The organism is Mycobacterium sp. SMC-14 (assembly GCF_046250075.1).
Lineage (GTDB): Bacteria > Actinomycetota > Actinomycetes > Mycobacteriales > Mycobacteriaceae > Mycobacterium.
In genome coordinates this window covers 1169232-1190469 of sequence record NZ_CP176429.1, presented here as the reverse complement: position 1 = coordinate 1190469, position 21238 = coordinate 1169232, and the positions used below count along the sequence as shown (strand labels likewise).

The 21238-nt window shown below is 67.7% G+C and carries 25 protein-coding genes; 8 read left to right on the top strand and 17 right to left on the bottom strand.

Annotated features, from left to right (window positions below; all coding sequences use genetic code 11):
- The first annotated feature begins 98 nt into the window (after positions 1 to 98).
- Positions 99 to 1319 (top strand): cytochrome P450, encoded by a 1221-nt coding sequence (locus tag ACKY0W_RS05755; RefSeq protein ID WP_409436755.1) that lies wholly within the window; start codon positions 99 to 101, stop codon positions 1317 to 1319.
- Here ACKY0W_RS05755 and ACKY0W_RS05750 read toward each other — a convergent pair.
- The 4 genes from ACKY0W_RS05750 to prpD are packed head-to-tail and all read right to left on the bottom strand — an operon-like array spanning position 1303 to position 6047.
- Positions 1303 to 2463, bottom strand: a complete 1161-nt coding sequence (locus ACKY0W_RS05750) for an acyl-CoA dehydrogenase family protein (protein WP_409436754.1) — start codon at positions 2461 to 2463, stop codon at positions 1303 to 1305. The two genes, ACKY0W_RS05755 and ACKY0W_RS05750, sit on opposite strands and share 17 nt — an antisense overlap.
- 28 nt (positions 2464 to 2491) lie before the next feature.
- On the bottom strand, positions 2492 to 3634 hold the full coding sequence (locus tag ACKY0W_RS05745) for a bifunctional 2-methylcitrate synthase/citrate synthase (RefSeq protein WP_406758749.1): 1143 nt from the start codon (positions 3632 to 3634) through the stop codon (positions 2492 to 2494).
- Positions 3631 to 4545: a methylisocitrate lyase gene (gene prpB, locus ACKY0W_RS05740; protein WP_409436753.1), complete on the bottom strand. Its 915-nt coding sequence runs from the start codon at positions 4543 to 4545 to the stop codon at positions 3631 to 3633. The genes ACKY0W_RS05745 and prpB overlap by 4 nt, the downstream gene beginning before the upstream one ends.
- Positions 4542 to 6047 (bottom strand): 2-methylcitrate dehydratase PrpD, encoded by a 1506-nt coding sequence (gene prpD / locus ACKY0W_RS05735; RefSeq protein WP_409436752.1) that lies wholly within the window; start codon positions 6045 to 6047, stop codon positions 4542 to 4544. The genes prpB and prpD overlap by 4 nt, the downstream gene beginning before the upstream one ends.
- A 120-nt stretch (positions 6048 to 6167) precedes the next feature.
- Between prpD and ACKY0W_RS05730 the strand changes: the two genes are divergently transcribed.
- The gene (locus ACKY0W_RS05730; protein WP_409436751.1) at positions 6168 to 7613 is read left to right on the top strand and encodes a short-chain fatty acyl-CoA regulator family protein; all 1446 of its coding nucleotides are present in this window, start codon (positions 6168 to 6170) and stop codon (positions 7611 to 7613) included.
- On the opposite strand, the gene ACKY0W_RS05725 is transcribed toward ACKY0W_RS05730, so the two are convergent.
- From ACKY0W_RS05725 to ACKY0W_RS05715, 3 genes are read right to left on the bottom strand one after another with little or no spacing between them, the layout of a single operon-like run.
- Complete coding sequence (locus tag ACKY0W_RS05725; protein ID WP_409436750.1) at positions 7577 to 8095, bottom strand: DoxX family protein; 519 nt, start codon at positions 8093 to 8095, stop codon at positions 7577 to 7579. The genes ACKY0W_RS05730 and ACKY0W_RS05725 overlap by 37 nt on opposite strands.
- Positions 8096 to 8104: 9 nt before the next feature.
- Positions 8105 to 9346 (bottom strand): DUF1298 domain-containing protein, encoded by a 1242-nt coding sequence (locus ACKY0W_RS05720; RefSeq protein ID WP_409436749.1) that lies wholly within the window; start codon positions 9344 to 9346, stop codon positions 8105 to 8107.
- A 15-nt stretch (positions 9347 to 9361) separates the two neighbouring features.
- The gene (locus tag ACKY0W_RS05715) at positions 9362 to 10255 is read right to left on the bottom strand and encodes an alpha/beta fold hydrolase (protein ID WP_409436748.1); all 894 of its coding nucleotides are present in this window, start codon (positions 10253 to 10255) and stop codon (positions 9362 to 9364) included.
- Between the two features lie 72 nt (positions 10256 to 10327).
- Here ACKY0W_RS05715 and ACKY0W_RS05710 point away from each other — a divergent pair, with 72 nt between their 5' ends.
- Both ACKY0W_RS05710 and ACKY0W_RS05705 read left to right on the top strand, forming a co-directional pair.
- Positions 10328 to 11179, top strand: coding sequence for an alpha/beta fold hydrolase (locus tag ACKY0W_RS05710; protein WP_409436747.1), 852 nt, complete (start codon positions 10328 to 10330; stop codon positions 11177 to 11179).
- Positions 11180 to 12007, top strand: a complete 828-nt coding sequence (locus ACKY0W_RS05705) for an adenylate/guanylate cyclase domain-containing protein (protein WP_409436746.1) — start codon at positions 11180 to 11182, stop codon at positions 12005 to 12007. It begins immediately after the preceding gene.
- A gap of 6 nt (positions 12008 to 12013) precedes the next feature.
- Here ACKY0W_RS05705 and ACKY0W_RS05700 read toward each other — a convergent pair whose 3' ends face one another.
- Positions 12014 to 12175, bottom strand: a complete 162-nt coding sequence (locus tag ACKY0W_RS05700; RefSeq protein ID WP_109519456.1) for a hypothetical protein — start codon at positions 12173 to 12175, stop codon at positions 12014 to 12016.
- A gap of 11 nt (positions 12176 to 12186) precedes the next feature.
- Here ACKY0W_RS05700 and ACKY0W_RS05695 point away from each other — a divergent pair, with 11 nt between their 5' ends.
- Positions 12187 to 12891, top strand: coding sequence for a guanylate cyclase (locus ACKY0W_RS05695; RefSeq protein ID WP_409436745.1), 705 nt, complete (start codon positions 12187 to 12189; stop codon positions 12889 to 12891).
- A 54-nt stretch (positions 12892 to 12945) separates the two neighbouring features.
- On the opposite strand, the gene ACKY0W_RS05690 is transcribed toward ACKY0W_RS05695, so the two are convergent.
- The gene (locus ACKY0W_RS05690; RefSeq protein ID WP_409436744.1) at positions 12946 to 13266 is read right to left on the bottom strand and encodes a putative quinol monooxygenase; all 321 of its coding nucleotides are present in this window, start codon (positions 13264 to 13266) and stop codon (positions 12946 to 12948) included.
- A gap of 5 nt (positions 13267 to 13271) precedes the next feature.
- Positions 13272 to 13784: an OsmC family protein gene (locus tag ACKY0W_RS05685; protein WP_046283855.1), complete on the bottom strand. Its 513-nt coding sequence runs from the start codon at positions 13782 to 13784 to the stop codon at positions 13272 to 13274.
- A gap of 103 nt (positions 13785 to 13887) precedes the next feature.
- Here ACKY0W_RS05685 and ACKY0W_RS05680 point away from each other — a divergent pair, with 103 nt between their 5' ends.
- On the top strand, positions 13888 to 14241 hold the full coding sequence (locus tag ACKY0W_RS05680) for a hypothetical protein (protein ID WP_046283854.1): 354 nt from the start codon (positions 13888 to 13890) through the stop codon (positions 14239 to 14241).
- A gap of 48 nt (positions 14242 to 14289) precedes the next feature.
- On the opposite strand, the gene ACKY0W_RS05675 is transcribed toward ACKY0W_RS05680, so the two are convergent.
- The 3 genes from ACKY0W_RS05675 to ACKY0W_RS05665 form a co-directional block, all read right to left on the bottom strand.
- Positions 14290 to 14592, bottom strand: a complete 303-nt coding sequence (locus ACKY0W_RS05675; protein ID WP_409436743.1) for a hypothetical protein — start codon at positions 14590 to 14592, stop codon at positions 14290 to 14292.
- 113 nt (positions 14593 to 14705) lie between these two features.
- Entirely contained in the window at positions 14706 to 15917 is a 1212-nt protein-coding gene (locus tag ACKY0W_RS05670) for an acetyltransferase (RefSeq protein WP_409436742.1), read from the bottom strand.
- Positions 15918 to 15927: 10 nt separating this feature from the next.
- A complete protein-coding gene (locus tag ACKY0W_RS05665; RefSeq protein ID WP_409436741.1) occupies positions 15928 to 16320 on the bottom strand; it encodes a nuclear transport factor 2 family protein in 393 nt (130 codons plus the stop codon).
- A gap of 70 nt (positions 16321 to 16390) precedes the next feature.
- On the opposite strand from ACKY0W_RS05665, the gene arr reads away from it, so the two are divergent.
- Positions 16391 to 16801, top strand: coding sequence for an NAD(+)--rifampin ADP-ribosyltransferase (gene arr, locus ACKY0W_RS05660; RefSeq protein ID WP_409436740.1), 411 nt, complete (start codon positions 16391 to 16393; stop codon positions 16799 to 16801).
- On the opposite strand, the gene ACKY0W_RS05655 is transcribed toward arr, so the two are convergent.
- The 4 genes from ACKY0W_RS05655 to ychF form a co-directional block, all read right to left on the bottom strand.
- A complete protein-coding gene (locus ACKY0W_RS05655) occupies positions 16738 to 17049 on the bottom strand; it encodes a hypothetical protein (RefSeq protein WP_409436739.1) in 312 nt (103 codons plus the stop codon). The genes arr and ACKY0W_RS05655 overlap by 64 nt on opposite strands.
- A 148-nt stretch (positions 17050 to 17197) precedes the next feature.
- On the bottom strand, positions 17198 to 18205 hold the full coding sequence (locus ACKY0W_RS05650) for an alpha/beta fold hydrolase (RefSeq protein ID WP_409436738.1): 1008 nt from the start codon (positions 18203 to 18205) through the stop codon (positions 17198 to 17200).
- A 249-nt stretch (positions 18206 to 18454) separates the two neighbouring features.
- Positions 18455 to 18892: a VOC family protein gene (locus tag ACKY0W_RS05645; RefSeq protein ID WP_409436737.1), complete on the bottom strand. Its 438-nt coding sequence runs from the start codon at positions 18890 to 18892 to the stop codon at positions 18455 to 18457.
- 30 nt (positions 18893 to 18922) lie between these two features.
- The gene (ychF, locus tag ACKY0W_RS05640; RefSeq protein ID WP_409436736.1) at positions 18923 to 19996 is read right to left on the bottom strand and encodes a redox-regulated ATPase YchF; all 1074 of its coding nucleotides are present in this window, start codon (positions 19994 to 19996) and stop codon (positions 18923 to 18925) included.
- A gap of 71 nt (positions 19997 to 20067) precedes the next feature.
- Between ychF and ACKY0W_RS05635 the strand changes: the two genes are divergently transcribed.
- Complete coding sequence (locus tag ACKY0W_RS05635) at positions 20068 to 21237, top strand: DUF6542 domain-containing protein (RefSeq protein WP_409436735.1); 1170 nt, start codon at positions 20068 to 20070, stop codon at positions 21235 to 21237.
- Position 21238: the final 1 nt, after the last annotated feature.

The following is a 21238-nucleotide window of genomic DNA, read 5'->3' as shown; positions in this document are numbered from 1 at the left end:
CGCGCCCTGAGACGACTCCCGGCGGTCGGCTCCATGGGCGGCTTTCAACTTTGCGCAGCGCATTGACGCAGGTAGCACGCCCTGAGCAGCCTAGAGCCATGCCAGTAGGAATAGACCCGATGGGCCTGCGCCTGTTCGACGACGCGTGCATTCAGGACCCGTATCCGCTCTATGAGCGGATGATCACGCAGGCGCCCGTCCACCCGGTCGGTGATTCCGGCTTCTATCTCGTGTGCGGCTGGGATGCGGTCACCGAGGCCGTGGCGCGAGTGCAGGACTTCTCCTCGAACTTGACCGGGACGATGCTCTATCAACCCGACGGCACGGTCGCCACGTTCCCGATGCCCGGACTCAACGACCCCACCCATGTGCTGGCCACCGCCGACGACCCGGCACACGCCGCGCACCGCAAGATGCTGGTGCCACAGCTGGCGGCCAAGCGTATTCGTGCCTTGGAACCGTTCATCTCCGAAATGATGGACCAGCTATGGCACGACGGCGTCCGCGATGGACGCATCGAGTGGATGAGCACCGTCGCCAACCGGCTTCCGATGATGATCGTGGCACGGCTGATCGGTGTGCCCGACGAGGACGTGGATCAGCTGACGGCATGGGGCTACGCCGGCACCCAAGTGGTGGAGGGGCTGGTCGACGCCGACCAACTCGCCAGTGCGGGTGTCGCCGTCATGGAGCTCGCGGGCTATATCAACGACCACTTCGGGCGGGCCGCGCTCGATCCCCGGGACAACCTGCTCGGCGACCTGGCCACCGCCTGCGCCACCGGCGCACTCGACACCCTCACCGCCCAGGTCATGATGATCACCCTGTTCAGCGCCGGCGGCGAATCGACGGCATCGCTGATCGGTTCGGCCGCCTGGACTTTGGCGACGCGCCCGGAGATTCAGCGTCGGGTTCGCGAGTCACCGGAGCTGATCGGCCCGTTCCTCGAAGAGGTGCTGCGGTGCGAGTCGCCGTTTCGCGGTCACTACCGGCACGTCCGCCGCGACACCAGCCTCGGCGGGGTGGACCTGCCGGCCGGATCACGCCTGCTGCTGCTGTGGGGCGCAGCCAACCGGGACCCGGCACGCTACGCCGAGCCGAACGATTTCCGCTTGGACCGTCCGCCGCAAAGTCACCTGGCCTTCGGCAAGGGCGCGCATTTCTGCGTCGGCGCCGCCCTGGCACGCCTGGAGGCCAGAATCGTGATCGGCGAACTTCTGGCACGCACCGCACACATCGGTATCGGCGAGGCCGGCCGTTGGCTGCCCAGCCTGCTGGTGCGCCGGCTCGAGCACCTGGAGCTCACAGCGATCGGCTGATGATCTCCTTCATGATCTCGCTGGTGCCGCCGTAGATCCGGTTCACCCGCGAACCGGTGTACATGTTGGCGATCGGGTATTCGGCCATGTAGCCGTAGCCGCCGAAGATCTGCAGGCACTTGTCGACCACCTGATCGGATTTCTCCGCGGCGAACAGTTTGGCCATCGACGCGGTCATCGGGTCGTTCTTGCCGCCGACGTACTGGCTGATCGCGTAGTCGACCAGGGTCTTGATCGCGAGTGTGTCCGTCTTGCATTCGGCCAGCACGAATTTGGTGTGCTGAAAGTTGCCGATGGGCCGGCCGAACGCCTCGCGTTCCTTGGAGTAGCGGATGGCCTCCAGCACGGCGGCCTCGGCCAATGCCGCGCACAGCGTCCCGATGATCAGCCGCTCCCGGGCCAGCTGGTCCATCAGCTGGTAGAAGCCCAGGCCTTCCTTCTCCCCGAGCAGGTTGGCGACCGGCACCCGCATGTCGGTGAAGTACAGCTCCCGGGTGTCCTGGCCGTGCTGGCCGATCTTCTGCAGCACCCGACCACGTTCGAAGCCGGCCAGTCCGTTGGTCTCGGCCACGATCAACGACACCCCGGCCGCGCCCTGGGACGGGTCGGTCTTGGCGACGATCACCAGCAGATCGCAGTGGGTCCCGTTGGAGATGAACGTCTTCGAGCCGTTGATGACGTAGTGGTCGCCGTCGCGCACCGCGGTGGTGCGCACCGACTGCAGATCCGAGCCGGTGCCCGGCTCGGTCATCGCGATCGCTAGCACCGCCTCGCCGCTGATGACCTTGGGCAACCAGCGTTTGCGTTGCTCGTCGTTGCCGTAGGCGTACAGGTAGTGCGCCACGATCGGCGAATGCACCGAGAAGCCGAAGCACTGGTCGTGGGCGTAGACCAGTTCTTCCTGGACCACCGAGTGCATGGCGTAGTCGCCGCCGGCTCCGCCGAACTCCTCGGGCAGATCCAGTCCCAGCAGCCCGGCGTCACCGGCCTTGTTCCAGAACTCGCGGTCCACGCCGTGTTGGGCTACCCAGCGTTCCTGGTGCGGGGTGGCCTCCTTGCGCAGGAACTCCGCGGCGTGCTTGCGCAGTTCGCGGTGCTGGTCGGTCTCCCAGAGCGGGCGGTAATCGGGGAACAGTTGCGACATCCCCGGATGGTAGCCCCCGGGGCGAGCCTCAGACCGCGCCGACGACGCGCTGCGGACTTCCCGAATAGGCGCTCAGCGGGCGGATCAGCGCGTTGGACGCGGTCTGCTCGATGATGTGCGCGGTCCATCCGGTGATGCGGCTCATCACGAACAGCGGGGTGAACATCGGGATGTCGAAGCCCATCAGGTAGTAGGCCGGCCCGGTCGGGAAGTCCAGGTTGGGCTTGATCCCGGTTGCGGCGAACATCTCGGCCTCCAGGATCTGGTAGATGTCCAACCAGCGCTGGCCGCCGCGGGCCGCCACGACGCGCTCCAGCGCCGCCTTCATGGTCGGCACCCGGGAGTCACCGTGCTTATACACCCGGTGACCGAAGCCCATCACCTTGTCTTTGCGAGACAGCTTGCCGTGCAGCCACTCTGCGGCCTTCTCCGGCTCACCGATCTCGATCATGTCGTGCATGACCGCCTCGTTGGCCCCACCGTGCAGCGAGCCCTTGAGCGCGCCGATGGCCGCGGTGACCGCACTGTAGATGTCGGACTGGGTGGAGGTGACCACCCGCGCGGCGAAGGTGGACGCGTTGAAGCTGTGCTCGGCGTAGAGGGTCATGGACTGCTCGAATGCCTGCACGATCACCGGCTCGGGCACCTCACCGAAGCACATCCGCAGGAAGTTCTCCGAGTAGCCGAGATGGCTGTGCGGCGCGATCGGGTCCAGACCGCGCCGGCGGCGCATGTCCGCGGCCACGATCGTCGGCAGCACCGCGAACATCCGCAGCGCCTTGGCGAAGTTCGCCGACTCGGAGGGGTCGTCCTCTTCCGCGTCCTCGGCACCCAGGTAGCTGATCGCGGTGCGCACCACGTCCATCGGGTGGCAGTTCTCCGGGAGCTTTTCCACGAGCGACAACAGCGACCGGTCCGCTCGCCGGGCCGCCCGCTCGCGCTGGCAGAACAGTGCCAGTTCGGCGTCGGTCGGCAGCTCACCGTGCCAGAGCAGGTAGGCGACCTGCTCGAAGCTGCAGTGCGCGGCCAGGTCCTGCACGGGATAGCCGCGGTAGGTCAGCGAGTTGGTCTCCGGCACCACTTTGGAGATCGACGTGGTGTCGACGACGACGCCTGCGAGTCCCTTGCGGATTTCCGGTGCTGAGGCGGCGTCGGAGGGGGCGATCGTCATTGGGACGCTCCTAACGTGAAGTTGAAGATGTCGTCGTCGAACTGGCTGTACTCGGCGTACCGCAGCAGCTCGTAGAGCCGACTGCGGTGCTGCATCTGGTCCAAAAGACCGGATTGCGTTCCGGCCGTGTCGATCTCCCGCAGCCCGACTTCGACGGCGAACATGGCCAGCCGCAGGGTGGTGACGGGATAGATGACCGCGTTGTAGCCGAGGTCGGTCAGTTGAGCGGCGGTCAGCAGCTCCGATTTGCCGAACTCGGTCATGTTGGCCAGCAGCGGAACATCGACTGCGGCGCGGAACGCTTCGAAGTCGGCCGGCCCGCGTAGCGCTTCGGTGAAGATCAGGTCCGCTCCGGCGTCGGCGTAGGCCTTGGCCCGGTCGATCGCGGGCGAAAGCCCTTCGATGCCCGCGGCATCGGTGCGGGCGCAGATGACGAAGTTCGGGTCCCGGCGGGCGGCGACCGCGGCCCGCAGGCGCTTGACCATCTCGCTAGCCGGCACCACGGCCTTGCCGTCGAGGTGCCCGCACCGCTTGGGGTTGACCTGATCCTCGAGGTGACAGCCGGCCAGCCCGGCGTCTTCGAGTGCCGTGATGGTGCGGGCGGCACTCATCGGCTCGCCGAAGCCGGTGTCGGCGTCGATGAAGGTCGGTAGGTCGGTGGCGGCCGCGATCTGCGCGCCGCGCCCGGCCACTTCGGTCAGTGTGGTCAGCCCGATGTCCGGCAGCCCCAGATCGGCCGACAGCACCGCACCGGAGACGTAGACGCCCTCGAAGCCGATCTCGGCAACCAGCTTGGCGACCAGGGGCGAGAACGCCCCCGGGAACCGTTGCAGCCGACCGGATTGCAGTCCGGCCCGAAAGTCCGCCCGCTTGTCCGCCGGGACCGCGGCGGCCCCGAGCAGCCCACTCACCGGAAGATCCCGTCGGGCGTCGCCGGCGCCTGGCTCAGCACCGCGGGTTCGACGACGATGTTGAGTTCGCCGAGCTGAGCACCGGAAAGCCCCGCTAGACCTTCTGCGGCGGCGAGGAACCGTTCCTGCTCGCCCACCGTCACCACGCCCTCGGCGAGCTCGGTGAACTTGGCGATGTACTGCTTGCGTTCGAACGGCCGCGCCCCCAGCGGGTGCGCGTCGGCGATCGCGAGCTCGTCGGTGATGACTTCCCCACTGGCCAGGGTGATCTCGGCGCGCGCCCCGAAGGCCTTCTCATTCGGGTCGGTCGAGTGGTAGCGCCGCGTCCACTCCGGGTCCTCGACGGTGGAGATCTTGCGCCACAACGCGATGGTCTCGGGGCGGTGCGCACGCTCCGGGGAGTACGACCGCACGTGGTGCCAGCTGCCGTCCTCCAGGGCGACGGCGAAGATGTACATCACCGAGTGGTCCAGGGTCTCCCGCGAGGCGTCCGGGTCGAACTTCTGCGGGTCGCCGGAGCCGGTCCCGATCACGTAGTGGGTGTGGTGGCTGGTGTGCAACTTGATCGTGGCCACCTGGCTCAGGTCACCGACCCGCTCCCGCAGCCGCTTGGCCAGGTCGATCAGCGCCTGGCTCTGGTACTCCGCGGAGTACTCCTTGGTGTAGGTGTCCAGGATGGCGCGCTTGGCCTCGCCCGGTCCGGGCAGCGGCACCTGGTAGGTGTGGTCCTTCCCGGACAGCATCCAGGCAATGACGCCGTCCTCGCCCTCCCAGATCGGAGCCGGTGCGCCCTCACCGCGCATCGCCCGGTCCACGGCCTCGATGCCGACCTTGCCGGCCCAAGCCGGCGCGTAGGCCTTCCAGCTCGAGATCAGGCCCTTGCGGGACTGGCGGGTGGCGGTGGTCAGGTGCAGCGCCTGGCCCACCGCCTGATAGATCACCTCGGGGTCCAGCCGCAGCATGGTGCCGATTCCGGCGGCCACCGACGGGCCGAGGTGCGCGACGTGGTCGATCTTGTGCTCGTGCAGGCAGATGCCCTTGACCAGGTCGACCTGGATCTCGTAGGCGGTGGCCAGGCCGCGGATCAGGTCGGCGCCGGACAGGCCGAGCTGCTGGGCGACCGCCACCAGCGGCGGGATGTTGTCGCCGGGGTGTGAGTACTCCGCGGCCAGGAAGGTGTCGTGGAAGTCCAGTTCGCGCACCGCGGTGCCGTTGGCCCAGGCGGCCCACTCGGCGGAATAGGTGCCCTCGATACCGAAGACCGCAGCGCCTGGCTTCGACGGGTGCGCCTGAGCCTGCCGGCGGGCCACCGTCACCGGCCGGCGCAGTACCGAGGCAGCACTGACCGACGCGTTGTCGATGATCCGGTTGATCACCATTGCCGCGGTGTCATCGGGAACGGCCACCGGGTCGGCGGCCACCTGTGCGATCTTCCAGGCGAGGTGCTCGGAGCGGGGAAAGTCATCGGCACTGCGGCGGGTCTTCACGTCATGTAGCTGCATGTTCCACACCCTACGCACGACCGGTAAACACCGATATGCATGGGAAATGCGTATTAATGCGTCCTAAGTTGGCCAGAATTGCGAACCTTGCGAATGCATTCGCGGGTTACGCTGCACGACATGGCACCCACCACAACCCGGACCTTCGCCGGGGCCCGGCTGCGACGCCTGCGCGAGGAGCGCGGCCTGACCCAGGTGGCACTGGCACGCGCGTTGAACCTGTCGACCAGCTACGTCAACCAGCTCGAGAACGACCAGCGTCCGATCACCGTGCCGGTGTTGCTGGCGCTCACCGACCGATTCAGCCTGCCCGCGCAGTACTTCTCCGGGGACGCCGATGCCCGGCTGGTGGCCGACCTGCGAGACATGTTCACCGCAACCGCCGGCGAACACGCCGCCAGCGACAGCCAGATCGAGGAACTCGTCGCGCGGATGCCCGATATCGGCAACAGCCTGCTGACCATGCATCGCCAGCTACGCGGTGCCACCGAGGAATTGGAGTCCTACCGGTCACAGATCTCCGGCGACTCGGCGCAGTCGGTGGCCCGGCCCATGCCGTTCGAGGAGGTCCGCGACTTCTTCTACGACCGCAACAACTACATCGGTGAGCTCGACAATGCCGCCGAGCGGCTGTTCGTCGAGACCGGGATGCGCTTCGGCGGCTTGGACATTCAGCTGTCGACGCTGATGGCCGAGCGATTCGACATCACCGTGGCGATCGTCGACGACCTGCCGGCGGGGACCAAGCGGGTCTTCGACCCGGCGACTCGGGTGCTGCGCATCGCGCATTGGCTGCTGGCGGGGCAGCGGGCCTTCCAGATAGCCACCCAACTGGCACTGCTGACCCAACAGGAGTTGATGTCGGACATCGTGGCCCAGGATCAGTCACTGAGCCCGGAGTCCCGCGATGTTGCCAAGATTGGGCTGGCCAACTACTTCGCCGGCGCTTTCCTGTTGCCGTATCGGCAGTTTCAGCGTTCCGCAACCGACCTGCGCTACGACATCGACCTGCTGGGACGCCGCTTCGAGGTCGGTTTCGAGACGGTGTGCCATCGGCTCTCGACCCTGCAACAGCCCGGACGACGCGGTGTGCCGTTCATCTTCGTCCGTACCGACAAGGCGGGAAACATCTCGAAACGGCAGTCAGCCACCGCGTTTCACTTCAGCAGGGTCGGTGGCAGCTGTCCGCTGTGGGTGGTGCACGACGCGTTCAGCCAACCCGGCCGGATCGTCACTCAGGTGGCGCAGATGCCCGACGGCCGCAAGTACTTCTGGATCGCCACCACCACGCCGCCCGAGGGGCGCGGCTATCTGGGGCAGCACAAGACTTTCGCCGTCGGATTGGGGTGCGACCTGGCGCATGCCGACAAGCTGGTGTACTCCACCGGCGTCGCCCTGGGTGACGCCGCCACCGTGGTACCGATCGGTGCGGGTTGCAAGATCTGCGAACGCGAGGCGTGCCCGCAGCGGGCATTTCCGTTTCTGGGCCGGCGGGTGGTCGTCGACGAGAACGCCGGCAGCGGGCTGCCCTACTCGCCGGTCGTGTCGACTGCCCCCGGACGGTAGAACAGCGCCAGCTGGCCCACGGCGCCCGCCAGGCCGAGACCGAGCGAGATCCACAGGCCCGGCCAGCCGTTCTTCCAGCAATGGCAGAACATCTGGTGGTCCACGCTGAGATAGCCCGGCCCGAGCATCGCCACCACGACGGCGCCGGTGGCCAGCACCAGGTTGTACTCCCAGCCGTTGGTCAGCACGAAGAAGCCGTTCGCGCGGTGCACGGTCCACACCGCCACCGCCATCAGGGCCACGAATCCGGCGGCGGCGATCGGGGTCAGCAGCCCCACCGCCAGCCCCAGCCCGGCGGCGATCTCCGCAGTAGCAGCCGTCACCGCCTGGAACTTGCCGTACTTCATCCCGATGCTTTCGAACCAGCCCGCGGTGCCGGGGATTCGGCCTCCGCCGAAGAACTTGTTGAACCCGTGCGCCGCCATAGTCAGGCCGAGAACCAGGCGCAGGAGCAGCAATGCGACATCAGCAGCAGTGACCATCTGCTCAAACTACAACGCAGCGTCCAGCAGTCGCAGATATACCTCGATATCCCGGACCGCCGACTCGGCGGCATGCACGCTGATCACCACGGTGTCACCGATGCCGTGCACCCCGTGGGTCAGGCCCATCGCCGGGGACAACGAGGGGAACCCCGCGGTCAGCAGCACCGGCGCCGCACCGAAACGCAGGTCTTTGGCGCCGCGGTGCACGCTGGAGACCACGGTGTTGCCGGTGACCCGCTCCGGCCGGGCATCGGGGTCGAAATTGTCGATGCCCCAGCGCAGCAGCGCCGCGGGTGTCGCGGCGAAGGCCCGATCGGCCGCGGCCGCGGCCGGGTGGCGACCGCGCAGCCGGCCTCCGGCGATGTCGGCGGCGATCCGTTCGCAGCGAGTGTCGCGGCCCAGATGCGGGTACAGGCCGACCGGAATATTGCCGAAGTGGTTGTGGGCCTGACGCTCACCGACTTTGGCCATCGGCACTTCGGCGCCCAGATCCTCGCAGGGTTCGTCGAGATACTCCGACAGCGCCGCCGACACCGCTGACAGCGCCGCCACGGTGACCGTCGGCCCGCGCAGTTCCTGTCGCTGCCGCACCAAGGTGCGCACTGTCCGGCCACCGGCCGGCCGGTTGTTGGTGGCCAGCGGCGGGCGGTCACCGACCGGGGGCGGCAAGAGTCCCGCCGCAGTGTCCTCGACCCGCTTGCGGTGGGCCCGCGCCGCGACAACCGCACGCCACGGCAGAAAGCCACGGCCCGGTGTTTGCACCGCAGGCACCGGTGCGGCCCGGCCGAACAGCCAGGCGGCCAACGCTGAAGCCCGCCCGCCGTCGGCGAGGGCATGCGCCACTTGCAGCACCGCCACCGTGCCCGCACCGCGGTGGCCGGGAATGTCGTGGACCGGCGCGAAAACGTGCAACCGCCAGGGCGCCACCCGCACATCAAGCTGGTCGTCGGTCAGGCGCGAGACGGCATCCAGGCAACCGGACCAGCTGTCACCGGGGGCCCGGATCGCGGCTACGTCCTCGCTGGGCTCGGTGATCGGCACCCACCGCGGGTAGCGCAGCGCGCCGGCCTCGGCGACCCGGATGGTCAGGTCCGGGATCGTTCGGGATCGGTCGAGTACGTCTGCGATCGCATCGTCGAGGTCGGCCGGTACCCCGGCGAAGGCGTACAGCAGGAACTGGTCGCTGGGGATCTTCGCGGACATCCAGTAGAACTGCGTGTCGATCGCGGTCATGGGGCGTCCGCGCATCAGGTCAAACCCTGCTCATCGGGACAGAAAGGGCAGCACCCGATCGGCGACCTCGTCGGGCTGCTCGAGTTGCAGGAAGTGACCGGCATTCTCGATGACGGCCACCGCACTGCCTGCGGGCAAGGCCGGCTGCACCCACTGCGTGAATCCAGGCGACATGCAGCCATCGGTGCGCCCGTGCAGGTACAGGGTCTGCAGCCGCGGGAGCTGCAGCCAGTGCCGGTGCAGGTCGGCGTAGCGATCGGGAGCCCGCAGACTGCGCAGCGCCCGGTACGGACCGAGTGCTGCGCGCCAGCCCTCCGGCGTTCCGATGGCCGCGTCGACGTGCCGCAGATCCTCTTCGGCGGCATACCCCGGTGACCACCGCCGCCACAACAGCGGCAGCACCCACGAGGCGGACCGATCCGGCAGCCACGGCAGTTGGAAGTAGCTGATGTACCAGCTGCGCAGCAGTTGCGCCGGCAGATAGCCGGCCAGGGTCAGTCGGTCTTTCCCGCGGACCGCACGCAGCGATGCCGGCGGCGGAACCGACATGATCACCGCCTTGGTGAACGGACTGTCCGGCAACGCGGCCAGCCCGGTGGCGGCCATCGCGCCCCAGTCATGACCGATCACCACATCGCGACCGGTCCCGCCGACGGCGGCGTGCACCCGCAGTGCGTCGTCCATCAGCGCGCCGATGTGGTAGCTGCCGTCGGTGGGAATCGACGACGGCGCGTAGCCCCGCATGAACGGCGCCACCACATGCCAGCCGGCCGCGACCAGGTGCGGGGCCAGCCGGCGCCACCCGTAGGCGGTGTCAGGAAACCCGTGCAGGCACAACGCCACCGGGTCACCCGGTGTCCCCCAACTCAGTGCCTTGAGCGCGACTCCGGGCGTAGACACGTCGATCCACCGCGGTTCAGTCATCACATACCCCCAAGACCGGGCCGGGCAGGCGTTTCTGTCCGCCCTGTCGTTCAAACTATCTACCATCTTGAGATGCGCACAGCCCAGACCGTCGAGTACGACGGCGTCGGCGGAGTAACGCTGGTCGCCGACGAGTGGAACCGGGGCGCCACCGAGGCCGCCGAGCATCCGACGATCGTGATGCTGCACGGCGGTGGTCAGAATCGGCACTCCTGGCACAAGACCGGCCAGATCCTGGCCGACCGCGGTTATCACGTCGTCGCGCTCGACACCCGCGGCCACGGCGACAGCGACCGCGCACCGAACGCCGACTACGCCATCGAGACGCTCACCGCCGACGCCGTCGCCGTGATCGAGGCGATCGGCCGGCCGGTGGCGCTGATCGGGGCCAGTATGGGTGGGCTGACCGGCATCCTGGTGGCCGATGAGGCCGGGCCACAGCGGGTGACCAAGTTGGTGTTGGTCGACGTGGTGCCGCGTTACGAGAAGGACGGCAGCGCCCGGATCCGCGACTTCATGTTCAGCCACATCGACGGCTTCGACTCCCTGGAGCAGGCCGCCGACGCGGTGGCCGCATACCTGCCGCATCGGGCCAAACCCCGCAGCCCCGAGGGATTGAAGAAGAATCTGCGGTTCCGCGACGGCCGCTGGTACTGGCACTGGGATCCGGCGCTGATGACCAAACCCGGCGACGATCCGGCGCTGCGCACCGAGAAGATCGAGGCCGCCGCGATGGGGCTGCAGATCCCGATCCTGTTGATCCGCGGCAAGTTGTCCGACGTGGTCAGCGCCGAGGGTGTCGCCGACTTCTTGTCCAAGGTGCCCGGCGCGCGCCTGGTCGAGTTGTCCGACGCCGGGCACACCGCGGCCGGCGACGACAACGATGCCTTCAGCGCGGCCGTCGTCGAGTTCGTGTCGGGCTGAATGTTCGGCATCGGATGGTTGACGCCGACGCTGCTGGCGGCCGGTGTGCTGGCGGCGGTGGCGGTCACCGAGGCCATCGCCCTGGCCGTGTTGACCCGACAGTTGCGGACGGCCCAAGCCGAGATCGATGCGCTGCGCGGTCGGGTCGACACCCGCAACCTTCTGCTGGCCGGCGGACGTGAGGCCGTCAAGACGGTGTGGCAGACCGCGAACCTGGTGCGCAAGCAGGGGTTCGGTGCGGCCGTGCGCAGTTCGATCGAAGACCTCGCGGACTGGGCCGAGGTGGAGCGCCCCGATCTGGCCCGGATGACCCCGAACGGGCATGTGGTGGTGCTGTTCACCGACATCGAGGGGTCCACCGCGCTCAACGAGCGGATCGGCGATCGCGCGTGGGTGAAGCTGATCGCCCGGCACGACGAGATGGTGCAACGACTGGTCGCCCAGCACTCCGGGCATGTGGTCAAGAGCCAGGGCGACGGCTTCATGATCGCCTTCGCCCAGCCCGACCAAGCGGTGCGCTGCGCCATCGACATCCAGCACGCGCTGGCTTCGCGCCGCGGGCGCAAACCGCAGCACCCGATCCGGGTCCGGATCGGGGTGCATATGGGCCGCTCGGTGCGCCGCGGTGACGACCTGTTCGGACGCAACGTCGCGATGGCCGCTCGGGTGGCCGCGGCCGCCGAGGGCGGCCAGATCCTGATCAGTGGACCGGTGCGCGACGCCGTCAAGGAATGCGACGACATCACCGTCGGCGCGGGCCGCGACGCCGAGCTGAAGGGCTTCGCCGGCACGCACCGCCTCTACGCGGTCGACGTCACCACGGAATAGTCCGCGTTAGTCCTCGCCGCCGGCCTCGGCCAGCCGCTCATGCAGCCGGGCGCGGATTTCGTCGGGCGTGTAGGCCCGTCGCCGCCGCTGGTCCCGCGCCACCAGCACTCCCCCGGCGGCAACCCCGACCACGCCCGCCAGGCCGATCCATTTCCAGATGCTGCGCACGCTCACACTTTATGGTGCTGAGCGTGGACGAACACACCGTGACTTTGGAGCGGGCGCTGGCTGAGACGCGCACCGGCGACATCTGGCTGTTCCGGGGCCGCTCCGGGCCAGACCGCGCCATCCAGACGCTGTCCAACTCTCCGGTGAACCACGTCGGGATGACGGTGGCGCTCGATGACCTGCCGCCGCTGATCTGGCACGCCGAGCTCGGCGACAAGCTGCACGACTTCTGGACCGGCACCAATCACCGTGGCGTGCAGCTCAACGACGCCCGGGCCGCCGTCGAACAGTGGATGGGCCGCTACGAGCAGCGCTGCTGGTTTCGCCAGCTCAGCGGGACCATCACCCGCAAGCAGGAGAACCACCTGCTGCAGGCGATCGCGCGGATGGACGGCACCGCGTTTCCCACCACCGCGCGGCTGACCGGCCGGTGGCTGCGCGGGCGGCTGCCGACCGCCAGCGACTGGACCCGCGGCATCCCGTTTCTGGACCGCAAGGTTCACGAGATCAGCCAGCGGCGCAAGGCCCGCAACAACAAAGTCGCGTTGCAGACCGCGTACTGCGCCGAGACGGTGGCCATCACCTATGAGGAGATGGGCCTGCTGTCGACCGACAAGAATTCGAACTGGTTCGACCCCGGGTCATTCTGGAGCGGCGATATCTTGCCGTTGACCCCCGGCTATCAGCTGGGCCGGGAGATCGTCGTGGTGCGCTGATTGCGATTTCGGCGCGGTTTCGCCCGCTCAGCGGGAGTTAGCGCGCCGAAATCGCTAGACCGACAGCTCGCCCATCTCTGACCAGCCCGTCGCGTCGATCTGCTGGCTGATGATCTTCGGCGTCGACACCAGCGCCTGCGGCATGTCGGACATGGCTTTCTTGAAATGGTCGCTGTTGACGTGCGCGCCGCCGGCCTCACCGTCGCGGAAAGCCTCGACGAGCACGTACTCGTTCGGATCCTCCAGGCTGCGCGACCAGTCGAACCACAGGTTGCCCGGCTCGGCACGGGTGGCCTCGGTGAAGCCGGCCACCAGCTGCGGCCAGCGCTCGGCCCACTCCGGCTTGACCGCGAACTTGACCACGATGAAGATCATCGCCGCTACCCGATTTCCAGCGTGCTGCGCACCGGGGTGACATTGGTGGTCAGATCCAGTACCGGGCAGTGCTTTTCGACGACCTCGTGCAGTTCGCGGTAGCGCTCCTCGGTTTCCGGGCCGGTCACTGTGACGACCACCCGCACCTCTTTGAAGCCGGGGCGCACCGAGTCGTCCAGGCCGAAGAACCCGCGCACGTCGAGGTCTCCCTCGGCCCGCCCGGTGATCTCGTCAACCGCGATACCGAGCTTCTCGGCCCAGTACCGCCAGGTGACCACCTGGCAGGATAGCAGCGAACCCAGGTAGTACTCGACCGGGTTGGGGGCGGTGTTCTCACCGCCGAGCGCCGGCGGTTCGTCGACCTCGACGCTGTAGCGGCCCATGGTGATGGTGCTGGCCACTGCGTCGTGCGCGACGGCCGAGGCACGGAAGACCACCTGGGAGCCGGCGGGGTCGGCGGCAGCCGGGTCACTGGTGGCGGCGACGACGGCGGCCAGGCGAGTTGTCGAAGAAGTCATGCCGGTAAGGGTAGAGACCCCTCCGACAGGTCGGCGAACGACGCGACCACCAGGTCGCCGGAAGGAATACCATTTGCCGCCGCCAGGGGCTAGCCTGAGCGACGTGGAGGTACTACGGCACGTAATAGTTCTGCTGCACATCGTCGGATTCGCGGTGACCTTCGGGGCATTGATCGCCGAAGCCGCGGCACGGCGCTTCCAGCTCACCCCGGTGATGGACTACGGCGTGGTGCTGTCGCTGCTGACCGGACTCGCGCTGGCCGCGCCCTGGCCCGCCGGCGTGGTGCTCAACTACCCCAAGATCGAGATCAAGCTGGTGATCCTGATCGCCCTCGGTGCCGTGCTGGGCATCGGCCGGGCCCGGCAGCGCAAGTCTGGCGGGGAAGCCCCTCGCCCGCTGTTCTACGCCGCGGGCGCGCTGGCCCTGACCGCCGCCGGGCTCGCCGTCATCTGGTAGCCGTCACTTCACGCTGATTTCGCTCAGCGTGATCGGGCTTCCCCGGTCTCAGCCGGCGCTGACCAACGTGATGTCGATCGGCGGAAGCATCGGACACTGATAGGTACCGGTAAGCGAAGACTCGTCGAGAGTGGTCTTACAGCCGCCGGTCGTGGTGCCCGCCCACGCATTGCCCTGCCTGTGCAGCTGGCCCGACGGCGCAATGGTCAGGCAGTCCGGACCGCACGAGCTGAGCTCCCAGTAGAAATCGTCCTGCAGGCCTTGCCCGGTGACGTGGTACCTGCCGCTCGGCGGATCGGTGCAGGCCGGACCGGCCAGCACCATCGCACCGCCAGCTAACACTCCCGCCAAGATCGCAATTCTTTGACCTCGCATTTTCGTCTCCATCGCGATAGGTGGGCCAACTTTTTGCCCACTTTTCCGGAGCCTAACAGCGGCCGCCGAACCTGGTTGCAGATCGCGATTCAGTCGCCCGCCGCGACGTCAGCAGCCTCTCGGATCAGCCCGACCAGCGTCGGCACCAACGCCACGACGCGCTCGTAGTGGTCGCCCCAGTTCACCTGGGCGAGGCCGAGATAGTCCTGCCCGGCAAGCTCCAGCAGCGCACGATCCTGTCCCGTCAGTCTCGGCGCGACACGTTGCGCGGCAACGTCCTTGGGGACAATGTGCCCGGTCTCGATGGTGACCAGCATGCGAGCCAAGGTCAGCAGGAAGAACCGCTCCTCGCCCGCCGGATCGTTCAGGAGCTCGGGCAACAACGCGAGCTGGGCGCTCCGGAGACGCTCGGGCGGCACCGGAGCGACGAGATCTTCGAGCGGCCGGCCGCGCAAGACCCGGTGAGCGCTCTGGGCGGTGGCGAGCAGCACGACCACATCGGGATCGGCAACGGCAGGCGGCATCTGGCCGTCCAGCAACTCCACGCGCAGCCATTCGCCGAATTGGAAGTCGCGCCTGGGTGTCTGCGGCAGCGGATCTACATCGGCCACCACGAGGCTGGTCAGCTCCAATGGCCGCCGGTCGGCGATCTCGGGGAACTGCGCAGCGTGCCCGCGCCACCCGGAAGCACTCAGCAACATGGAAACCAGGGAAGCCCGCTCGGACTCCGACAGCGACTCGCGGGTGAGGACCAGCAGATCGACGTCACTGTCCGGCCGCAGCCCGCCGGTCGCCGCCGAACCGTAGAGGTAGGCCCCGGCCAGCTCGCCCGGCCGGTTCTCGTCCAGATAGCTCAGGACCGGTGTGAGCAGTGCTTCCATGTGCAGCAACGGGTACGGCCGACCCGCGTCGTCACGCTCGCTGCGCCCGATGACGACGAAGCCGCGTCGAACGTAGAACCCGACCGCCTGCTCGTTCTGCTCGTTGACGTCCACCAAGCGGACCTGCGGCTCGGCGATCGCATGATCGAGCAGGGCTGTCCCGACACCGTGGCCGCGAGCATCAGCGTGGACGAACAACATCTCCAGGTTCTCCCCCGCCGTGCCGGCGAAACCCACCGGCTCACCGTCGATTTCAGCGACGGTGAGACGAACCCCGGGAAAGTAGTTGTCCGCCAGCTGGCTTTCGATGGCCGCGCGGTCGGCTTCTGCCAGAAAATCGTGCGTCGCGTCGACGGCGCTGCGCCAGATCGCCACCAGCCGGGGATAGTCGGCCGGGCCGACGCAGTCACGAATCCGCACCGCGGTCAGGTTACCGGGCAAGCGCGGCCGAAAGCGCTTTGGTGTCAGGAAGAATGACCTCCTCAACGACCTTGCCCCACACCACGCGCCCGAAGTACGTACCGCGATAGACGAGCCGGCCGTCTTGCTCGGTGTGGTAGCGGGTCGCTATGCGGGTCGACCAGGGCCCGCCTTCGACGAGCGTCTCATCGACAACGAACCGCAGGTTCGGCAGCCGGGCAAGCAGCTGATCGCGTAGCCAGTTGCGCACCGTCTCGGCCCCGCGAAGGTCGGCGGCCAACTCGTGGTCACCGAGGAAGACAAAGTGCATGTCATCGGCCAGGGGCGTTTCGTCGAACCGCTGCTCGGACAGTCGTTGCCACCCAGCCGCAGCCTGTCTGCGTACCAACCAGCGATAGATCATCGTGCGAGCGTATTCCGTGTGCGGCGCCGTCACAGGGGAATAGCCGCCGCGATTCGCTAGCCTCGATCCAATGGACGCGATCGACGACGAAGGCCCGTTCTTCCACGGCACCAAGGCTGACCTGACGGTTGGGGATCTACTCCTCCCGGGCTTCCGTTCCAACTACCGCCCCGAAATCGTCATGAACCACATCTATTTCACCGCCCTGCACGACGGTGCTGGCCTAGCGGCCGAGCTCGCCGCCGGCCACGGCGCGCCACGGGTGTATCGGGTCGAACCGACCGGAGAGTACGAGAACGATCCGAACGTCACCGACAAGAAGTTCCCCGGCAATCCGACCCGCTCCTATCGCAGCAGCGAACCGCTGCGGGTCGTCGAAGAGATCCACGACTGGCCACGACTGACACCCGAAGCCCTTCAGGAGTGGCGTGACCGGTTGGCGGCGATGCGGGCAGAGGGAATCGACGTCATCATCAACTGAGCGATGCGCCCGAGGAAGCCGCTGCCGGCAACTACCCGCCGAAGAACGGCGGCACCGCCGGCGGCCACTGCCCGGTACGGGACGATGGCGCGCTCGATGGACAGCCGGACGGTGTCGATCAGCCCGGTCACCTGGCGCCGCCTGGCACGAAGCTTGATCAGGTAGTGGCCTCCGAGGCACGCCGCGGCCACCACCACGACAATCCACAGCACCGCCGCGACCAGGTAGATCGCCTCAACCACCGACATGAGGATGAGCCTCCCCTATCGCCGTCGCGGTGAGGTCACCGGCGAGACACGCGTCGGCGACTTCTCTGCGGGCGAACCGCCGCTGCTGGCGCTATCCTTCCCCATTCGGGGCATTCAGACCATCGGTTATCAGGCCAGAACCCGCGGGTCAGGTGACGCTGCGGCCGTCGGTCAACGCGCGCCGCAACTCCTCATCCGGACCGGCCACCCCTGGCTCGGGCGCTCCGTCGGTGAGCAGCCGACGCCACCGTTCCAGGTCGAAATCCAGCGGCACCGTGCTGGTGATGAAGTCGTCGACGAGGTCGGCGAACCGCAGCGGGTCGTCACGGAACGGGAAATGACCGGAATCGACGAAGGTTTCCAGCCGCGAATGCGGCATAGCGGCGTGTGCGAGCTTGGCGTGCGAATACGGCAGCACCAGATCGTGGGTCCCCCAGACGATCATGATTGGGAGCCGTTCGGTCAGATAACTGCGGTCGAGCATGGTGACCATCTGCCCGCGCCAGTCCACCACCGCGCGCAGCGTCCGCACGAACGCCGCCCGCTTGTTCGGCGAACTCAAATCACCGAGCACCCGCAGGATCTCGGGCAGATCGACCAGAAGCGCCGGCAGGGTCACCTTGTCGATCCGCCCCCGAACCATCCGAAGCGCTGTCTCAAATCCTGGCACTGAAAGTGCGGCTAGCGCCTGCGGTGCGGCCGGCAGCGACGCCAGCCGCAGTGCGGGGTTGACCTCGCGCTTCACACCGCCGGCGGCCACCAGCACCAGCCGCTCAACCATCTGTGGGTACTGGTAGCAGAACTGCATCGCCACCCCGCCGCCCAAGGAGTGCCCGATGACCGTCACCCGGTCAAAATTCAAGGCCGACAGCAGATCTCGCATGCCATTGGCGAACGCGGCGACGGAATAGTCGGCGCGCGGCTGATCCGAGAGCCCGTGACCGAGAAGATCCGGGGCGATCACCGTGTACTTCTGCGCCAGCAGCGGGATCAGCGGACCCCAGGTCGACGAATTGTCTCCAATCCCGTGGATCAGCAGCAGCGGCGGCCCGTCCCCGGCCACTCGAAACGCCCGGCGATATCCGTGCACGGTTCGGTATTCGACTCGGACCGGATCATCCGAGACCGTCCGCAATCGAGGCTTACGCGCAACCATTCGGCGCTCCCTCCATCGGCAGTTACCGACAGCTAACCGCCTATTGACCCGTTGCGCACCCGATGTTTCGAGGATTTAACGCGCGACCCGTTCCCGCCCCCGGCCCGCTCGCGGCAAACCCGTGGTAAGCAACGTCACTCGCGCCGCCGTGCCTGCGTCACCCGCCATGACAAAGTCGCCGTCCGCTTCGCCGCCACCATCGAAATCACCGGCATCAACCATCGGTTTAAACGACCAGCTCATCAGAAGTCAGGTGTTCCCCAGCTCCTCGGCGAGCATGACGATGATTCCGCTGGGACCGCGGACATAGGTGAGCTTGTACACGTCGTTGTAGTTGGCCACGCCGCGGAGCGGGTGACATCCATGCTTCGCGGCTACACCGAGAGCCTCGTCGATGTCGTCGACCGAGAAGGCGACGCGGTGCATACCAATTTCGTTCGGACGCGTCGGATTCGACTCGATGGCACGGGGGTGGATGTACTCGAACAGCTCGATGCGGCCCTGGCCGTCCGGCGTCTGGAGCATCGCAATGTTGGCGTGGTTACCGTCGAGACCCACCGCGATGTCGGTCCATTCGCCGCTCACGGTGTCACGTCCGACGAGTGTCAAACCGAGGTCGGTGAAGAAGGCAATTGTTGCTTCGAGGTCGTCCACCGCGATGCCGACGTTCTCGAGTTTGATGGCCATGCGCTAGACGCTAACGCGCACACAGTCCACCTACACGTTGAACCGGAACTCCACCACGTCCCCGTCGGCCATGACGTAGTCCTTGCCCTCCATGCGCACCTTGCCGGCGGATTTGGCGGCGGCCATCGATCCGGCCTCGACCAGGTCGTCGTAGGAGACCACCTCGGCCTTGATGAAGCCCTTCTCGAAGTCGGTGTGGATCACCCCGGCCGCCTTGGGCGCGGTGTCGCCCTGGTGGATGGTCCAGGCCCGTGCCTCCTTGGGCCCGGCGGTCAGGTAGGTCTGCAACTTCAGGGTGTGAAAACCGGCCCGCGCCAAGGCATCCAGGCCGCGCTCGCTCTGCCCGATCGACTCCAGCAGTTCCATGGCCGACTCATCGTCGAGCTCGGCGAGCTCGGCTTCGATCTTGGCGTCCAGGAACACCGCGTCGGCCGGGGCCACCAGCTCGCGAAGCGCGGCGACCCGCGCCGCGTCGGTGAGCACCGACTCGTCGGCGTTGAACACATAGAGGAACGGTTTGGTGGTCAGCAGGTTCAGCTCGCGCAGCGGCGCGGTGTCCACCCCGGCGGCGAACAGGGTCTTGCCGGTGTCGAGGATCGCCGCGGCGGCCACCGCGGCCTCGTGCATGGGCTTGCGGTCCTTGTTGTTGCGGGCTTCTTTCTCCAGCCGCGGGATCGCCTTCTCCAGGGTCTGCATGTCTGCCAGGATCAGCTCGGTGGCGATCACCTCGATGTCGGCCTCGGGGTCCACCTTGCCGTCCACGTGCACCACGTCGTCGTCGGCGAAGACCCGCACCACCTGACAGATGGCGTCGCACTCGCGGATGTTGGCCAGGAACTTGTTGCCCAGCCCGGCCCCTTCCGAGGCGCCCTTGACGATGCCGGCGATGTCGACGAACGTCACCGGCGCGGGCAGGATCCGCTCGGAGCCGAAGATCTCGGCCAGCTTGGTCAGCCGGGGGTCGGGCAGCGGCACCACACCCTCGTTCGGCTCGATCGTCGCGAACGGGTAATTGGCGGCCAACACATCGTTGTGTGTCAGCGCGTTGAACAGGGTCGACTTACCAACGTTGGGCAACCCCACGATTCCGAGACTCAGGCTCACGGGTAGCCAAGTCTAAGGCCCGGGGCGTGCCGCCGTGCGCCCCCGCCGCCGTCAGCCGGTACCGTCAGTGTGTGGCAGTAGCGCGGGAGAAGTCGGCAGTGGCCGCTGACCACCGTTCGATTTTGCCGAGCATCGCCGGTTTGCCGTGGTGGAGCGCCGTGGCCGTGGCGGTGGTCGCGACCGCGATCGGGGTGGCGTTCGACGCCGGCTCCGGCGACAAAGAACTGACCATCGTCTTCTCCGCGCTCTATGCGATGGGCTGTATCGCCGCGGTGCTCATGGTGCAGCAATCGGCCGTGTTCACGACGGTGGTCCAGCCCCCGCTGATCCTGTTCGTCAGCGTGCCCAGCGCATACTGGCTGCTGCGCGGCGGCGGATTTCCCGGCCTCAAGGCCATCGTCATCAACTGCGGCTATCCCCTGATCGAACGATTCCCACTGATGCTGTTCACGGCCGCGGCCGTGCTGCTGATCGGGATGGTTCGCTGGTATCTCGGGATGCTGGGCGGGACCACGAAGCGCGATACCGCGGACGACGCCACCCCGAAGCGGGCCACGCTCAGCGACCGCATCGGCGTCATGCTCACCTCGGCCCTCACCCGCAACCCAGCGCACGCCATTGAGCAGCCCGCCTCCCGCGAGGAGCGCCCGGGCCAGCGCCCCCGCCGCGCCACCGCGGAATCGCGTCGGGCCGCGCGCGCGGCCTCCGGGTCCCGCTCCCGCACCCGCTCCACCGAGCGCCGCGGCGCAGCCAACGGCTCGGCGCCGACACGTTCGCGGCACGTCCGGCCGGAGATGGACGCCCGCGCCGCCGAGCAACCACGCCCGCGCCGCCGCCCGGCAGCCGACGGACGCGACGAACCCATGCAGCGGCGGCGACGCCCGGCTCCCGAGGCGCACGATGAGCGCCAACCCCGCCGGCGGCCGGCGCCGGACTGGCAAGACGAGCCGCGGCGGCGTCCGCGCCCGCCCCAGGACTCACCGCGCTCAGGTGACCCGCTCTCGCGGACTAACCGGGATCCGCATCCGCGCAGCTACCGCCCTTCCGACGCACCCGAGTCGATGCCCCGGCGCCGACCGGCCCCGACAGGTGGCGAGGGGCGCGGCAACGGGACCGACACTCGGCATCCCGTTTCTCAGGTGCGTTACCGCAGGTCCGGGGCCGACGAGGCCGAGGCGCAACCCCGCGCCCGCTCCCGTCAACCGCGCGATGACGTCGACTCCTGGGAGTTCGACGTCTAGC

What these genes read in the sequence shown, in the direction of transcription:
- ACKY0W_RS05755 (WP_409436755.1), top strand. Translation starts at nt 99, where the DNA reads ATGCCAGTAGGAATAGACCCGATGGGCCTGCGCCTGTTCGACGACGCG.
- ACKY0W_RS05750 (WP_409436754.1), bottom strand. Translation starts at nt 2,463, where the DNA reads ATGTCGCAACTGTTCCCCGATTACCGCCCGCTCTGGGAGACCGACCAG.
- ACKY0W_RS05745 (WP_406758749.1), bottom strand. Translation starts at nt 3,634, where the DNA reads ATGACGATCGCCCCCTCCGACGCCGCCTCAGCACCGGAAATCCGCAAG.
- prpD (WP_409436752.1), bottom strand. Translation starts at nt 6,047, where the DNA reads ATGCAGCTACATGACGTGAAGACCCGCCGCAGTGCCGATGACTTTCCC.
- ACKY0W_RS05730 (WP_409436751.1), top strand. Translation starts at nt 6,168, where the DNA reads ATGGCACCCACCACAACCCGGACCTTCGCCGGGGCCCGGCTGCGACGC.
- ACKY0W_RS05725 (WP_409436750.1), bottom strand. Translation starts at nt 8,095, where the DNA reads ATGGTCACTGCTGCTGATGTCGCATTGCTGCTCCTGCGCCTGGTTCTC.
- ACKY0W_RS05720 (WP_409436749.1), bottom strand. Translation starts at nt 9,346, where the DNA reads ATGCGCGGACGCCCCATGACCGCGATCGACACGCAGTTCTACTGGATG.
- ACKY0W_RS05715 (WP_409436748.1), bottom strand. Translation starts at nt 10,255, where the DNA reads ATGACTGAACCGCGGTGGATCGACGTGTCTACGCCCGGAGTCGCGCTC.
- ACKY0W_RS05710 (WP_409436747.1), top strand. Translation starts at nt 10,328, where the DNA reads ATGCGCACAGCCCAGACCGTCGAGTACGACGGCGTCGGCGGAGTAACG.
- ACKY0W_RS05705 (WP_409436746.1), top strand. Translation starts at nt 11,180, where the DNA reads ATGTTCGGCATCGGATGGTTGACGCCGACGCTGCTGGCGGCCGGTGTG.
- ACKY0W_RS05695 (WP_409436745.1), top strand. Translation starts at nt 12,187, where the DNA reads ATGGTGCTGAGCGTGGACGAACACACCGTGACTTTGGAGCGGGCGCTG.
- ACKY0W_RS05690 (WP_409436744.1), bottom strand. Translation starts at nt 13,266, where the DNA reads ATGATCTTCATCGTGGTCAAGTTCGCGGTCAAGCCGGAGTGGGCCGAG.
- ACKY0W_RS05685 (WP_046283855.1), bottom strand. Translation starts at nt 13,784, where the DNA reads ATGACTTCTTCGACAACTCGCCTGGCCGCCGTCGTCGCCGCCACCAGT.
- ACKY0W_RS05665 (WP_409436741.1), bottom strand. Translation starts at nt 16,320, where the DNA reads ATGATCTATCGCTGGTTGGTACGCAGACAGGCTGCGGCTGGGTGGCAA.
- arr (WP_409436740.1), top strand. Translation starts at nt 16,391, where the DNA reads ATGGACGCGATCGACGACGAAGGCCCGTTCTTCCACGGCACCAAGGCT.
- ACKY0W_RS05655 (WP_409436739.1), bottom strand. Translation starts at nt 17,049, where the DNA reads ATGTCGGTGGTTGAGGCGATCTACCTGGTCGCGGCGGTGCTGTGGATT.
- ACKY0W_RS05650 (WP_409436738.1), bottom strand. Translation starts at nt 18,205, where the DNA reads ATGGTTGCGCGTAAGCCTCGATTGCGGACGGTCTCGGATGATCCGGTC.
- ACKY0W_RS05645 (WP_409436737.1), bottom strand. Translation starts at nt 18,892, where the DNA reads ATGGCCATCAAACTCGAGAACGTCGGCATCGCGGTGGACGACCTCGAA.